Here is a 14,984-nt window from a genome sequence, read left to right as displayed (position 1 = left end):
ATTTTCAGTCAATTAATGAAAAATAATTGATTGTAATTTATCTAGCTCTGGCTTCATGCCGGGCACACAAAAAAAGACTGTTCAGGAGCGAACAGCCATTTTCTTATACCAACACTTAGTTGCTTCCTATTATGCTTTTTATTTCTCGGTTTGTTCGGTATGCCACCATAAAGCATCTTTTGGATTTTCAACAGCTTCATTGAACTCAGACTTAGAAGCAACTGTCGGGTAAGAACCCTTGAGAGATTTTCCTGCTGTGTTAGTGAAAAAGAATAAAATAACTAAAAATCCAATAATACTTACAATGGTTAAATAGAATGCAGGTGCTAAGTTATTCCCTGTTTCGTGAACTAGCCATGTGGCAACTAGTGGAGTCGTTCCACCAAATAGTGAAACAGAGACATTAAAAGTAACAGCTAATGTTCGATAGCGAATATCTGTATAAAACATTGTCGGTAAGGTTCCAGGCATGGTTCCTTCATAAGATGCGAGTAGAAAACCTAGGATCAGTATACCTATCGATATAAAGACTAAAGTATTCAAGTTTATTAAATAAAAACAAAAAACAGACAGTAGGGTTAAGCCTCCTAAACCAAATAAGAAAACAGCCTTGTTTCCAATTTTATCACTAAGCTTTCCAAACATGAAAGCAAGCGGCACCATAAGAATCATGATAACTGTAATTAATACGGTTCCTACAGTGTTAGACAACCCTATTATTTCATTTAAATAAGACGGCATGTACGATAATAGCATGTAGTTTGTAATATTAAAGAAGGCCACAGCTACAAAACATACGAAAACATCCCTTTTGTGATTTTTTAAAATGGTGAAGAAGCTTTCTTCTTCAGCCTCTTCATCAGAATCAGCAAGTTCATTTTCAAAGATTGGTGTTTCCCCTAAACTGCTTCTTAAATAAAAACCGATTAGACCTAAAGGTAAACCAAGTAAAAACGGGATTCTCCAACCCCAAGAGGCCATCTGATCATCAGATAGAAGTAGAAACAGCAAACTAGCCAGCAATGAAGCCAGTATATATCCAGTGAGAGTACCAATTTCCAATCCACTTCCAAGCACATTACGCTTATTGTCTGGAGAAGATTCAGCGATATAAACCATTGCACCAGCGTATTCACCGCCAGTTGAAAACCCTTGAATAATCCTTGCTATTAATAATAAAATCGGAGCCCAAATACCAATTTGATCATATGTAGGTAATAAACCGATTAATAATGTGGATAAAGCCATCAAAATAATGGTGGTTGTTAGAACAACTTTTCTCCCTAACTTATCTCCGATCCTTCCGAATATAATACCTCCTAAGGGGCGCATTAAAAATGCAATCGCAAAAGTGGCAAATGTAAACACTAATTTTAGCTCGTCATTCTTAACAGCACTAAAAAAGTTCTGACTAATAATAACCGCTAGATAGGAATATAAACCAAAGTCATACCATTCCATTGCGTTTCCTACACCAGTGGCAAACACACTTTTTCTCGCTTTTTTTATATCGACAACATTAATTTTTTTCTTGTTAAACTTCATTAGTAGTATGTCACCTCCGCAGTATATGATTATACAAAAATGAGAAACAAAATCAAACTTTAGGCTTGCTTCATAAGTAATACAAAAGCATAAGTATCATTTTCACAAAAATGATTACATACATGTAATTTCGTAAATATTTGAAACACCATTACCATCCCTCATGATACTACTTGAATAATCTGCAAATGATAAATTGGTAACTGTTCTTTCCAATTAGATACACCTCTTTTATTAAGGGTTTACACACTTAAAAAATACTATTCATTTTTCGGTAATTATTAGAAGAAACATTATCCATTTTGCGTGAAAATATAATCATCTCCAGGATCAGGATCTAAAGAAATAAAGGTGCCTTGCTCAGGTTAAACCACGCCATTTAGTAAATAAAAGATAAAATGACCAAAGAAACTGAACAAACATGATGCGGGAATCTTTAATGAAAAATAAACTTAAAATAAAGAGCAGGAGTGAGATCCAAGAGAGGATAGAATAAAGTGCCCTTATCTAAGGGTGAAACTGCATCCAACTCATGATGCGATGAACAATGGCCTCGATTTTATGTCGCAGTGTTAAGCGTACACGTTCCAGTTTGGTTTTCAACATAACGACTCCCATAGAAGTTACTTCTGTTAAGGACATGGTGTTTTCGGTTTCATACTATAAGCGAATAAGAAGCAAATCTAAATAGGTCAATATTTTCAATTTTCCAAATCATTCTATCGAATTGCCTAGAAAAGACAAAAGAAAAAAGACTGCTAAAAAGATAGCAGTCTCCTACTCACTCCAGGATTATATTCTTAGGCTAATTCAATACCACCTGTAATTCCATACGTTTGAGCGGTTACGTAACTGGATTCATTGGAAGCCAGGAACACGTAAACACCAGCCAGTTCAACCGGTTGCCCGGCACGCTTTAATGGCGTATCCTGACCGAACGTCGGGATAGCTTCTCCGGGCTGTCCTCCGGAAATCTGAAGCGGCGTCCAGATCGGGCCGGGCGCTACTGAATTCACGCGAATTCCCTTTGGGGCCAACTGCTTGGCCAGTCCCCGGCTGAACCCATTAATCGCAAATTTGGTAGCTGCATAATCCAGCAGGTTTGGACTTGGGTTATAGCCCTGTACTGATGTGGTAGTAATGATGGACGCACCCTCCGGAAGATACGGCAACGCCGCCTTCACCGTCCAGTACAAGGAGAATACGTTCACTTCAAAGGTTTTCCGAAGTTGCTCAGTGGACAGGTCTTGGATATTTTCAACTGCCTGCTGTTTTCCTGCAACGAGCGCCAGAATATCCAATCCATCTAAAGCTGAGTAAGACTCCTTAATCAATTCCTCACAAAACGCTTCATCACTCAAGTCACCAGGCAATAGCACAGCTTTTCGGCCTTCTGCTTCAATGAGCTGTTTGACTTCCTCTGCATCAGATTGTTCCTCAGGCAAATAATTGACGGCAACATCCGCCCCTTCCCGGGCATAAGCAATGGCTGCTGCTCGGCCAATCCCTGAATCTCCCCCGGTAACCAGCGCTTTCCTCCCTGACAGCCTTCCTGAACCTTTGTAGCTTTTTTCTCCGCAGTCAGGAAGCGGACTCATTTGACCCTGAACCGCAGGTGGATCCTGGTATTGTTTGGGATAATCTTCATTAAAATATTGTGTTAAAGGATTTACTGGTTTGGACATCATCATCGCTCCTTAGGTAGATAGGTCACTAGCATTTATACAGTAAAACAACACAAGTCAGTATTATCATTCTGTATAAATATACCTTTTTGGACTTCCCCAATCGATGGTCCTTTAAACCCTTCAACATATGAAATATTAAAATATCCTTCAACGTGTTTACGAGAGCTGTTCATCAGGGAAACCTATCAAAAATGGAAAAAAGGAGGATGCAAGATGGATAGAAAAAAACCCATTCTTTCACCACTCATTGCCTTTTTTGTCATTATCGGTGTCTGGATCGGGGCTGGGATTCAATCAGATGATGAACATGTCCAGCACAACAGTAAAAGTGATGCTAAGGTTTATTATAAATTGTAAGTTTTATAGAGTCAGCTGCGTGATACATGAAAAGTAAGAAGCTGTCCGAATCGGACAGCTTCTCTTATTAGTGCAGTTGAAGTTCCCTGCTTTCCCCCTGTTTTTGTGCCTGTTTTATTGCGGCATGAGCTGCTGCAAGACGGGCCAGCGGCACACGGTATGGTGAACAGCTGACATAATCAAGTCCTGTCTCATGACAAAAACGAATGGACTCTTTTTCCCCTCCATGCTCACCGCAAATTCCTGTTTTTAACCCCGGCTTCGTTTCCCGTCCCAGTCTGACACCCAGTTCTACAAGTTTACCAACGCCTTCCTGATCGAGAGTGGCAAAAGGATTTTCAGGCAGTACCTTATTTTCGATATAAGTAGAAAGAAACTTGCCTTCCGCATCATCCCGGCTGTAGCCAAAGGTTGTTTGGGTAAGGTCATTGGTACCAAAGGAGAAAAAGTCAGCTTCCTTGGCAATTTGATCTGCGGTTAACGCTGCCCGAGGCACTTCAATCATTGTCCCAATCTGATAATTAAATTCCTGCCCTGCTTCTTGCTCAATTTCCATAGCTGTACCGATCACCAATTGTCTCATCTCTTTTAATTCATTTACATGGCCTACCAAAGGGATCATGATCTCAGGGGCGGCATCCATCCCCTTATCCCTCAGGTTGCATATCGCGTAAAAAATCGCTTTAACCTGCATTTCATAAATCTCGGGAAAAATCATGCCCAGTCTGCAGCCTCGATGCCCAAGCATTGGATTGCATTCATCCAATTTACGAACATTTCGAAGCAATCGTTCTTTTTCCAATAATTCTTCTGAAAAGGAACTGGATAGTTGTAGCTTCGTAACCTCTACAAGAAGTTCTTCCTTGTCTGGCAAAAATTCATGAAGCGGCGGATCAAGCAGCCGAATGGTCACCGGCAATCCCTTCATCGCTTCAAAAATGAGTTCAAAATCTTCCTGTTGCATAACCAGCAGCTGATCAAGAGCTTCCATTCGCTCATCAAAGGTTTCTGCGAGTATCATTTCCTGAACAACCGGTATTCTTGCACTATCCATAAACATATGCTCGGTGCGGCAAAGCCCGATGCCTCCCGCGCCAAATTCCAATGCTTTTTGGGCATCTTCAGGATTATCCGCATTGGCTCGTACACCCAATGTTCTCTCCTCATCTGCCCAAGTAAGAAGCAATTGAAATTCTTCCGAAAGTTCCGGATCAATCATCGGAATTTCACCATTCATAATCTCACCTGTTGACCCGTCAATGGTAATTACATCGCCTTTTTCAATTATCGTTCCTGCTACAGCAATCTGCTGTAATTTCAGGTTAATCGATAAGGCTTCACATCCACATATACAGGCTTTTCCCATTCCCCTGGCCACCACTGCCGCATGACTGGTCATCCCGCCACGGCTGGTAACCGTTGCCTCTGCCGCCACGATTCCATGAATATCATCCGGTGTCGTTTCCGGACGGACAAGAATCACCTTTTTACCGTCTTTCGCCATTCTTTCGGCTTCATCTGCATCAAATACCACTTGGCCCGTAGCCGCACCTGGAGATGCGGGAAGGCCTTTTGCCATGACATTTCTTTCCTTGGCATCATCCAGACGGCGGTGCAGCAACTGATTCAGCTGTTCTGGTTCAATGCGCAAAATCGCTTCTTTTTTATCTATGATGCTTTCTTTAACCAGTTCCGCCGCAATTCGAATGGCCGCCTGTGCAGTCCGCTTTCCTGTCCGTGTTTGCAGGATGAAGAGCTTTCCCCGCTCGACGGTAAACTCAATGTCCTGCATATCCTTATAATGAGACTCAAGCAAATGGCATGTTTCTGCAAACTGCTGATACACTTTAGGCATAGCCGTTTCCATGGCTGCAATCGGCTGCGGTGTCCGAATCCCAGCCACCACATCTTCTCCTTGGGCATTGATCAGATATTCGCCATAAATCTTTGCTTCACCTGTGGAAGGATTTCTTGTAAAAGCAACGCCGGTACCAGAATCATTGCCCATATTTCCGAATACCATGCTTTGTATATTGACAGCAGTACCCAAGTCATCCGGGATCTTATGAAGCCGGCGGTACACAAAAGCACGTTGGTTATTCCATGAATCAAAAACAGCAGATATGGACAATTGAAGCTGTTCCTTAGGATCTTGCGGAAAGTCTTTTTTGGCGTGTTTTCGAACCAGTTCCTTATAGCCTTCTATCACTTCTTTCCAGTCTTCCGCGGTCATTTCAGGATCTGTAGTATATCCTTTTGCTATGCGGACTTCTTCGAGCAACTGTTCAAAGTAAAAACCGTCCACATGAAGCACAACATCACTGAACATTTGAATGAACCGGCGGTATGTATCATACGCGAATCGCGGATTGTAAGTGAGACTCGCCACTGCTTCTACTGTTTCATCGTTCATGCCCAGATTCAGCACGGTATCCATCATCCCCGGCATCGAGTGAACCGCCCCAGAACGCACAGAAACGAGAAGCGGATTTCTGGTATCCCCTAATTTCTTTCCTGTTCTTCCTTCAAGATGATGAAGGGCTGTCTCGATTTGCTTTTTCATCTCGGACGGCAGACGTTTCCCTGCCTGGTAATAGGTATTGCACGCTTCCGTTGATATGGTGAACCCGTAAGGAACCGGGAGTCCAATACGCGTCATTTCTGCCAGGTTGGCCCCTTTTCCGCCTAAAAGTTCTTTACCTTTTTTCCCATCCTCATCAAACAGATATACGAATTGCGTCATGATATCCAGCTCCTCTCCTTTTTTAACATAGCCAAAATTAAATCTGCCGTCTCTTCAACCGCCTTATTGGAAACATCAATCACCGGGCAGCCAATTCTCTTCATGATTTTTTCGGCATAATCCAATTCTTCCATGATCCTCTCAAAGTTCGCGTAATGGGCTCTTACCGTTAACCCAAGATTCTTTAAACGTTCCTTCCGAATCTCATTCAGCTTATCCGGCGTAATAATTAAACCTATACATTTCTTTTTGAAGTGAAAGACTTCTTCCGGCGGCTCCACCTCAGGCACTAACGGAACGTTAGCCACCTTGAATCTTTTATTGGCCAAATACATCGAAAGCGGCGTTTTCGATGTTCTGGAAACACCAATCAAGACGATATCCGCACGGGAAAGGCCGCGTGTATCCTGTCCGTCATCATATTTAACAGCAAATTCGATGGCTTCCACTCTTCGAAAATAGTTCTCGTCCATTTTCCGGAGCAACCCCGGCTGATAAACCGGCTCTTTATGAAATTTTTCGGTGAAGGCATGCATGAGCGGCTTCATGAGGTCAATGGCAATAATACCTTCTTCTTGCGCCCGCTGGTCAAGATACTGTTTCAAAAAAGGAACCACAATCGTATAGGCAATCACTGAGTTTCGATATTTGGCGACAGAGATTACATTTTTCAAATCCTGGATATCTTCAATAAAAGAGACATTTTGAATTTCAATATCTCCCCCATTAAATTGAGCGGCGACCGCTTTAACCATCAGCTCTGCCGTTTCCCCTACTGAGTCTGAAACCACATAGACGATCTTCTTCGTATCCAATTTGAATCTCCTATCCTATGAGTTTTGAGTGTACCAAATTTCTAAGCTTTACTCCCCTTCCCAACAAATGTGTCATACTTTTAATTTATTTCCCTTAATTGTGTTATACTAATTTAATTTAAATCCTATAATAACACCAATAATTCAGAGATACAATCTATTTCTTGGATTTTTAAGCAAAAAAATAGAAATGAACAAATAGATGCTGGTTAACCGCGGCCACACAAAAAGCTGAATCCATTACGGATATCAGCCTTCTTCTTAATTATTTCCGTATTTATCCTTGTAATGACATAATGCCAACAGCGGCCAAATGTAATTGTAGCTGTGGTAGTACATATAAAATGTTCCTGGCAGCCCTGCCCCTGTTGGATAGGAAACATGTATGCCATTATAATTTCCGCGATGTAATAGATAGTCAATTCCTCGTTTTATCGAATCGGTTGGTTTTGGACATGCCGCGATTAGTGCATCAACTGCCCATGCTGTCTGGGTGATTGTGCTGTATGGAAGATCACAATAATGCTTATTAATGTCACTTTTGCATGATTCTCCCCATCCTCCGTCACATTTCTGAATCGAAGTCAGCCACTCCACCGCTTTTTGTACCGCAGAGTCTTTATGTGTGATCCCAGCCGCCATGAGTCCTGTTATACCCGCCCATGTCCCGTAAATATAGCAAATACCCCAGCGCCCATACCAGGAACCATTGCTTTCCTGATGTTGCTTCAGCCATTGAACAGCAGATTGAATGTGGGGAGATGAGAGCCGTATCCCTTCATAGTTTCCGAGAAACTCAAGCGTCCGGCCCGTTAAATCAGCTGTGGAAGGATCGGTAAGCGCATCCCCGGCATTTTCAATGGGCAGTTTCGCCATCCATCTTTTATTTGTGTCTTTTTCAAATGCCGGCCATCCCCCATCTTTGTTTTGCATGGAGAGAAGCCAACCGACACCTCTTTTGTAGGCGTGTTGAATCGTTCTATCGGTTTTTGCATAATGAAACATCGTTCGCAGAGCAGCCTGGGTATCATCGATGTCCGGATGGATGGTGTTACTTTTGCTGAATCCCCAGCCTCCTGGCATGACATCCGGATTATGAAATTTCCAGTCTCCGAGACGGGTTTGCTGATGCTTCTGCACAAAACTCAAACTCTTTCTCATTTGTGAAGATGAAGGAGGGGCCCCTGAGGACAAAAGGGTATAGCTTACGAGAGAAGTATCCCACACCGTTGGCGGTGAGTTCTGTAGATGAAAGGTTTTCCCAGTATGATGAACCAGACAAATCAGCCCGGTAATCGCTCCATGAATGACCGGATCGGTGGGCTTGTAACCAACCGCGAGAAGCCCGTATATCATGAGAAAAGTAGAAGTGGCATAGCTTAGGAGAGTTCCATCCTCCTCAACCCTCTTTAGTATGTAATTTTCCAAAAAAGCGCTCTGGATGGAATACAACGGACGTTTAGAATTCTTTTTTCCCTTCGCCTTTCTGCGGTCTTCTTCTGAAATCAAATGCTTCAGACAAGGTTTACGGCTGTTGTGCACCTGAAACTTTTCTGCCATTCCCAACAAAACCGGAGCAAAGTGGGCCCTTGCATAGCTTCCAAGATCGTAAAAGTTCATGTTCACTTTTTTCATGATTCGAAATAGTCTCGAAGGATCCACTTCACGGTCTGGCCATGGATACAGTCCGTTAAATGCAAAGAATACCTTCGTTAACAAACTGGTCTTTTTTAATCCGCCGTTTTCTCTGATAAACCTTGCAGCTTTTTTCATCGGGATGGCATCCCCGGAAATTACCCCTGAATAAAGCAGGGCGGCATACGCTTCCGCTGTGGCAGACAAATTGCCCATTCTTTCATCAGGATAGGCTTTCCATGTTCCGTTCTTTGTTTGCTTGGCTAATAATCTCCTTGTCAGTTGCCGGATCAGCATCTCGTCGTCCCATTCCAGGGTCCGTAACATAATGATCATATAGGCATCCGTGAGCAGGGCATTTTCAAAAGAAAAACGCCATGAGCCGTCAGGCTGCTGCAGGTCAAGAAGACGGTCGGTGCGCCTGTCAATTTCTGTTATCACTTTAGCCAGTCTGTTCATTGTCCATCACTCCGGTCAGACTTACAGCCAGTGGTGTTGGCTATATTGTATGCTCACGAAAAGAGTAAGATTCCAATGAGAAGCAATATACAGAAAAGTACAAATAAAAGTTGATACAGGTATAATTATCCATTACGATAGAACTATAATCTTGTTTATTCCAAGGAGGATGCACATGTCAGACTTGCAGGTTGAAACCGGCTCTATTCTTTTGGAAGACGTTTACACTTCCAATGGGGTTCTATTATTAAAAAAGGGCACCATTTTAAATACCACTCATGTAGAGCTGTTTAAAAAGCACAATGTAGAAAGTGTGAAAACCGTTCAGTTGACCAATCCGGAAAACATACTAAATACCTTGAAGTAATGAACCGATTGTTAAAATCAAGATTTTGTGACTCCGGCTTCGGTCATTGATGCAAATGGCATGTCAGCAAATTAAGTCTGCAAACAGGTAGAAGCGAAGCTTGAGATCGAACAGTAAAACAGAAAGAATGAAGTACTTGTACTCAAAAAAGACGTGTATTTCCCCTCAGGAGAAGCGCGTCTTTTTTTCTTATCCCCTTCATTCTCGTGAGAAGAATTGTTAATTTCATCCGAAAGAGGGATACACAATGACACCGGGTTATGAAATTAATTTCGAAAAAAAGAAGGATTGCATGCCTGTTGTCTGTGCTTGGCGGGTTTTTTATTGCGCTTTTTTTAGAAATCAAAAAAACAGGCCCTTTTAAAAAGGACCTGTTTTATTATAAATAATTATTATGCTTTTTGAACGTTTGCTGCTTGAGGTCCACGAGCACCTTGCTCAACGTCAAAAGTAACTTTTTGACCTTCGTCTAATGATTTGAAACCTTCTGATTGGATAGCAGAGAAATGAACAAATACGTCCTCTCCACCTTCGCGTTCGATAAATCCGAAACCTTTTTCTGCATTAAACCATTTAACTGTACCTTGTTCCATAATTATTTCCTCCTAGTGCGTTAAACACACAAAATGTTACTATCCTTGCCCAAAGTGATCATCAAGATGAAAAATCGAATTCTTAAACTTCTTTTACACCGAACAAAAATAATCCTTTTTTATTTTAACAGAAAATAGAAGAGAAAGCAAAATTTTAAGAAAATAAATAATATTTAAAAACAACCTGAAGTCCGACCTTTGTTTAACCTCTTCTCTCATTGAGGGAAGAGAAGAGTCCTGGTATCTAAAACAGATGGAGCTTTCTCGATGTTTTAAATAACAAAATTGTTCCCTTACAACTGAGAGGGTTCTTCCTATCCAACGCAAAAATTATATTGCCCTTCTTTTTCCTTTTTTATACATGAAGGTAGAGTAATTTACATACGTATTCATCCACTAACCTGTTTTTGATAAAATTACAGTACGTGAAATTATAATCATTTAAAGGGGCATATTCCGAAAAACGGTTTAGACCGATTCTTCTATTCTTCCTATCATAAAAAGTCACCATTAAAAAGAACTTATGTCGAAAGATCGACAAAAGTTCTAAAATGCCTATTGAATTGTCAGCACACCTGTATTAGGAAGTCTTATTACATCCCTATTTAAGAAGTAACGATCTCATTTTTCTATTTCGTTCTAATCTTTCCAATTCATCAACTAAATCATATTTTTTGAGAAGATGAAACATCTCATTTAAGGTGGGTTGTGAGTTATTCCTGTTTAAAAAATCATCAAATAACCCACAAATATCTTCTGGAAGTTCTTCCTTCCGTGCCTCGTATTTACGTTTGACATCATCTTTTGAGTGATCCATGTTACACTTGTTCATAACATCCTCCTTCCTCTCACTCTCTATATCTTAATATGAGCCTACAACGTGAAACAATATAATCTTTTAAATGAGGGAAAACAAGGACACTATCATTATTGTTACCATACGCAGTTAAATTTTTTCCTCATTTTGTTCATGCTCTATTTTTGTGTTAATTTGATGAGACATCGACCTCCTATGTTTGCCAAACTTGCTTGCGACGATATTTGTTTTCCTCCACTCACGTATGGGGAACGTTTAACCACTCCAGAGCCAGAAAGTTGTAGTTAGGAATTTGTAAAAAAATTACGGTTATATGCAATCTCTCCCACATAAGCTTTTCACCACATCGTGTCCAAAAGGCGCTGATTCCGGAGTCGGCACGTTATATTCCCTTAACCCTTGATCTGGAGTGAATACAGCGATTTTATTTGCCTGATTTTCGGTAAACCCGATTGAACCATTCGATGCAGTTGTAATTCCCATCACACCCGCTTGTAGTGTTGGAACTGGGTGGGAAGTGATGGTTCCTTCTTTGTTTATACTGCTGATAAAGTTTGCTTTATGCTGTGTAAACCATATTTCTCCTTTTTACCACTTGCCATTCCATATGGACACGAATCAGGAACGGTATAGGAGATTCATCTATTTTCATATTCACCATCTCCATCCTCCCTTTCATTTACCTAAAAAAAACTCCAAGGGAATTCCGCCGAATCCGCTTGGAGTTTGGTTATCTTATGCCGTTTTGCCAAAGTCATTCAAATAAATCTTTTCCAGGATAAATGTACAGATCGCACTGCACACACTGATGGAATAAACCATATCCCGTTTATAATCCTTTTTTTGTTCATACTCACAGAGCAGCTCTTCAAGGAAAAACGTAACGCTTTCCTTGGAATGCTCTTTGATCTCGGGCAGTGTTAAGCAGTTTATACTGTTGAGCACCCTGGCCTTTTTATCCAAAGCTCTTTCATACTTCACATGGGGAATCATGGCATGCTTAAATTCCCAGCGCTGGTTATGTGGAACACAGAAGAAATCCGTAACGAAATGGCAAATTACACCCATTTCGATTTCAAGCCATCTCCGCTTTTGTTTATCCAGCAGATCGGATGCGGGAATGTCCAGCAGACGCACAATTTTATCAACAACAAAATCAAAGCTTTCTTCTATATAATGCTTTCGTTTTGCCAGTTCCGGAATGAAATCGGGTTTCATGTTGGCCCAGGTAAACGTAGACTTATTTAAATCATACTGAACGCTTTCTCTGACATGTGATTGAATGTGGTGCGCCATCACTTTATGCGAATAAGCAAACAGATCAGAACAGTCCTTTCTTATTGAAGAAATAGGTTGAATCAACAATACTACATCCAGCCTGTCGAATCAATAAATGTGTAAGAAATTTAATATATCTCTATACTATTCACATCTTAATGAAAAGCAACTGTAATAATAAACAACCTGCCAAAAATTTGGCAGGCTGTTTTCTTTTATGCTCTTGTGTTAACATTCAATACTCGCATGGCGTTTAAAACGGCAATCAGAGTTACACCGACATCCGAGAAAACCGCTTCCCACATGGTGGCAATTCCAAAGGCCCCCAATGAGAGAAAGACCGCTTTTACCCCTAAGGCAAAAATAATATTTTGCCAAACGATTTTTCTTGTTCGTTTTGCAATTTTTATGGCTTCAGGGATTTTGGAAGGTTCATCCGTCATTATGACCACGTCAGCAGCTTCGATAGCCGCATCTGACCCTAATCCACCCATTGCCATTCCGATATCGGCTCTCGCTAATACAGGAGTATCATTAATGCCATCCCCCACGAATATCAGCTTTTCATTTTTAGACTTATTGCCATCCCATTTTTCAACTTGTTCCACTTTTTCATGAGGAAGCAGTTCTGCATGAACCTCATCTAACCCTAATTGATGCCCCACACGTTCACCAACGGCTTTGGAGTCTCCAGTCAGCATTACCGTTTTTTTTATTCCAAGCTCTTTCAGCTGCGCAATAGCCGATGCTGCATCTTCTTTTACTTCATCTGAAATAACCAGGTGCCCGGCATATGTCCGATTCACAGCCACATGGACGACGGTACCTTCTGCCTCATGTTTCTCATAAGCTATTTTTTCTTGATTCATTAATTTTTCATTTCCGGCGAGCACTTCTTTTCCATCTACTGTTGCCCTAATGCCATGCCCGGAAATTTCGTTATATTCTCCTACTTGATCGGCCTGAATCTCTTTACCAAAGGCGGAACGTACGGAAAAGGCAATGGGATGATTGGAATGCGCTTCTGCCATGGCAGCATAATAAAGCAATTCATCCGATGAAAACCCATTATCCGAGTGAATACGTATTACATCAAAGACACCTTTTGTCAGCGTACCTGTTTTATCAAACAGGACATATTTCACATCATTCAACGCTTCAAGATAATTGCTTCCTTTAATAAGGATGCCCGTTTTTGAAGCTCCTCCCACCCCGCCAAAAAAGCTGAGGGGAATGGAAACAACAAGCGCACAAGGACAGGAAATGACCAAAAAGACCAATGCCCTGTAAATCCATTCTGAAAATGATGCACTCTGAATAAGTAGCGGCGGCAGAAACGCCAAAACCGCAGCTGTAATGACCACAACAGGAGTGTAATACCTCGCAAATTTTGTAATGAAATTTTCCGTCGGTGCCTTTTTGCTGCTTGCATTTTGAACAAGGTCCAAAATTTTGGATACGGTGGAGTCTTCAAATTTCTTGGTTACTTCTACAGTAAGCACTCCGTTTTTATTGATCGTACCGCTTAACAGGTCACTGCCAGGCTTCACTTTCCTGGGTACGGATTCGCCGGTTAACGCCGAAGTATCCACCATGGATACTCCTTCAACGATTTTACCGTCCAAAGGAACCTTTTCTCCCGGTTTGATAATAATTATGTCACTTATTCTTACGTCATCAGGCGATACACGCTCTGTCCTGCTCCCCACTTTACGATTGGCATAGTCCGGCCGGATGTCCATCAAGGCACGTATTGATTTCCTTGAACGGTTGACCGCTAAGCTCTGAAACCATTCACCCACTTGGTAAAACAGCATGACAGCTACTCCTTCGGGGAACTGTCCAACTGCGAATGCACCAACTGTCGCAAGTGACATTAGGAAGTTCTCGTCAAACAACTGCCCCCGAACTATATTTCGGACAGCTTTAAGCAGGATCTCCCCACCTACAATTAAGTAGGCGACAAGAAAAAGGGAAAACTCCAACCAATAGTTTAGGGGCGCAAACGCAGCAACTGCCGTTAAGACGGCTCCCATACCAATCCGTGTTAACATCACTGCGTTTTTATTTCCATTATTTTGTGATGGCTCGCTATTGATGTGACGGGGTTGCTGTGTCACCTTTACTCCAGATTCAAGACGCTTTACGATTTCCACAATTTTAGCTGACAGATCTTTTTCCGTAGTGGAAGGATCCGTTTTTATCCGTAAGGTTTTGGAAACGAAATCCATACTTGAAAGACTTACACCTGTCAGCCCGGCTGCTTCCTTCTCTATTTTTGCTGCACAGTTGGCACAGTCCAGGCCTTCCATATAGAAACTCATGGAAGAATTTTGCCTTGTTTTTGGCTGGTCAAGTACTTTTATGTGCGGCTCAATCGATTGAATCAAATCTCTTGTATTTTCAATTACGGGGATGTCCCTCCCCTGTTCGGTTTCCATTCTTAATGTTTTGGTTACAAAATTTACGCTGCAGGATGATACCCCTTCAAGTTCCCGAACACCATCTTCGATCTTGGAGGCACAATTTGCACAATCCAAGCCATCCAATAAAAATTCTCTTTGTTGATCAGTCACCAGGTACTCTCCTCTCTGGCCGTGAATCTTTTCATCTATGCTTATATGAGCAGAAATTCATATATAAATCATTATATGTTCGCACCACGAAAAGTGTCAACGCAACATGTT

The 14,984-nt window shown here is 41.5% G+C and carries 12 protein-coding genes; 2 read left to right on the top strand and 10 right to left on the bottom strand.

Features of this window, described 5'->3' with window-relative positions; translation table 11 throughout:
- Positions 1 to 138 precede the first annotated feature (138 nt).
- Together AS030_RS15155 and AS030_RS15150 are read right to left on the bottom strand one after the other, a co-directional pair.
- A complete protein-coding gene (locus AS030_RS15155; protein ID WP_061972795.1) occupies positions 139 to 1,545 on the bottom strand; it encodes an MFS transporter in 1,407 nt (468 codons plus the stop codon).
- Positions 1,546 to 2,345: 800 nt separating this feature from the next.
- On the bottom strand, positions 2,346 to 3,230 hold the full coding sequence (locus AS030_RS15150) for an SDR family oxidoreductase (protein WP_061972792.1): 885 nt from the start codon (positions 3,228 to 3,230) through the stop codon (positions 2,346 to 2,348).
- A gap of 216 nt (positions 3,231 to 3,446) precedes the next feature.
- On the opposite strand from AS030_RS15150, the gene AS030_RS23710 reads away from it, so the two are divergent.
- The gene (locus tag AS030_RS23710; protein WP_156412586.1) at positions 3,447 to 3,590 is read left to right on the top strand and encodes a hypothetical protein; all 144 of its coding nucleotides are present in this window, start codon (positions 3,447 to 3,449) and stop codon (positions 3,588 to 3,590) included.
- 67 nt (positions 3,591 to 3,657) lie between these two features.
- Here AS030_RS23710 and ppdK read toward each other — a convergent pair whose 3' ends face one another.
- The 3 genes from ppdK to AS030_RS15135 form a co-directional block, all read right to left on the bottom strand.
- Positions 3,658 to 6,333 (bottom strand): pyruvate, phosphate dikinase, encoded by a 2,676-nt coding sequence (ppdK, locus tag AS030_RS15145; protein ID WP_061972789.1) that lies wholly within the window; start codon positions 6,331 to 6,333, stop codon positions 3,658 to 3,660.
- On the bottom strand, positions 6,330 to 7,148 hold the full coding sequence (locus tag AS030_RS15140; protein ID WP_061972787.1) for a pyruvate, water dikinase regulatory protein: 819 nt from the start codon (positions 7,146 to 7,148) through the stop codon (positions 6,330 to 6,332). The genes ppdK and AS030_RS15140 overlap by 4 nt, the downstream gene beginning before the upstream one ends.
- A gap of 261 nt (positions 7,149 to 7,409) precedes the next feature.
- Positions 7,410 to 9,242 (bottom strand): terpene cyclase/mutase family protein, encoded by a 1,833-nt coding sequence (locus AS030_RS15135; protein WP_061972784.1) that lies wholly within the window; start codon positions 9,240 to 9,242, stop codon positions 7,410 to 7,412.
- A gap of 175 nt (positions 9,243 to 9,417) precedes the next feature.
- Here AS030_RS15135 and AS030_RS15130 point away from each other — a divergent pair, with 175 nt between their 5' ends.
- Positions 9,418 to 9,609: a hypothetical protein gene (locus AS030_RS15130; RefSeq protein ID WP_061972781.1), complete on the top strand. Its 192-nt coding sequence runs from the start codon at positions 9,418 to 9,420 to the stop codon at positions 9,607 to 9,609.
- A gap of 392 nt (positions 9,610 to 10,001) precedes the next feature.
- Here the strand turns inward: AS030_RS15130 and AS030_RS15125 are convergent, their stop codons facing one another.
- The 5 genes from AS030_RS15125 to AS030_RS15110 form a co-directional block, all read right to left on the bottom strand.
- Positions 10,002 to 10,202 (bottom strand): cold-shock protein, encoded by a 201-nt coding sequence (locus AS030_RS15125; protein ID WP_026694123.1) that lies wholly within the window; start codon positions 10,200 to 10,202, stop codon positions 10,002 to 10,004.
- Between the two features lie 601 nt (positions 10,203 to 10,803).
- On the bottom strand, positions 10,804 to 11,034 hold the full coding sequence (locus AS030_RS15120) for a hypothetical protein (RefSeq protein WP_061972779.1): 231 nt from the start codon (positions 11,032 to 11,034) through the stop codon (positions 10,804 to 10,806).
- 294 nt (positions 11,035 to 11,328) lie between these two features.
- A complete protein-coding gene (locus AS030_RS24840; protein WP_420889654.1) occupies positions 11,329 to 11,598 on the bottom strand; it encodes a virginiamycin B lyase family protein in 270 nt (89 codons plus the stop codon).
- A gap of 156 nt (positions 11,599 to 11,754) precedes the next feature.
- Positions 11,755 to 12,381 carry a zinc dependent phospholipase C family protein gene (locus AS030_RS15115; protein WP_240482349.1) on the bottom strand — a complete coding sequence of 209 codons (627 nt, stop codon included), beginning with the start codon at positions 12,379 to 12,381 and terminating at the stop codon, positions 11,755 to 11,757.
- 131 nt (positions 12,382 to 12,512) lie between these two features.
- Positions 12,513 to 14,873, bottom strand: coding sequence for a heavy metal translocating P-type ATPase (locus AS030_RS15110; protein WP_240482348.1), 2,361 nt, complete (start codon positions 14,871 to 14,873; stop codon positions 12,513 to 12,515).
- Positions 14,874 to 14,984: the final 111 nt, after the last annotated feature.

Origin of the sequence: Fictibacillus enclensis (assembly GCF_001457035.1) — a bacterium.
Lineage (GTDB): Bacteria > Bacillota > Bacilli > Bacillales > Fictibacillaceae > Fictibacillus_C > Fictibacillus_C enclensis.
This window is presented reverse-complemented; position numbering and strand designations above follow the sequence as displayed.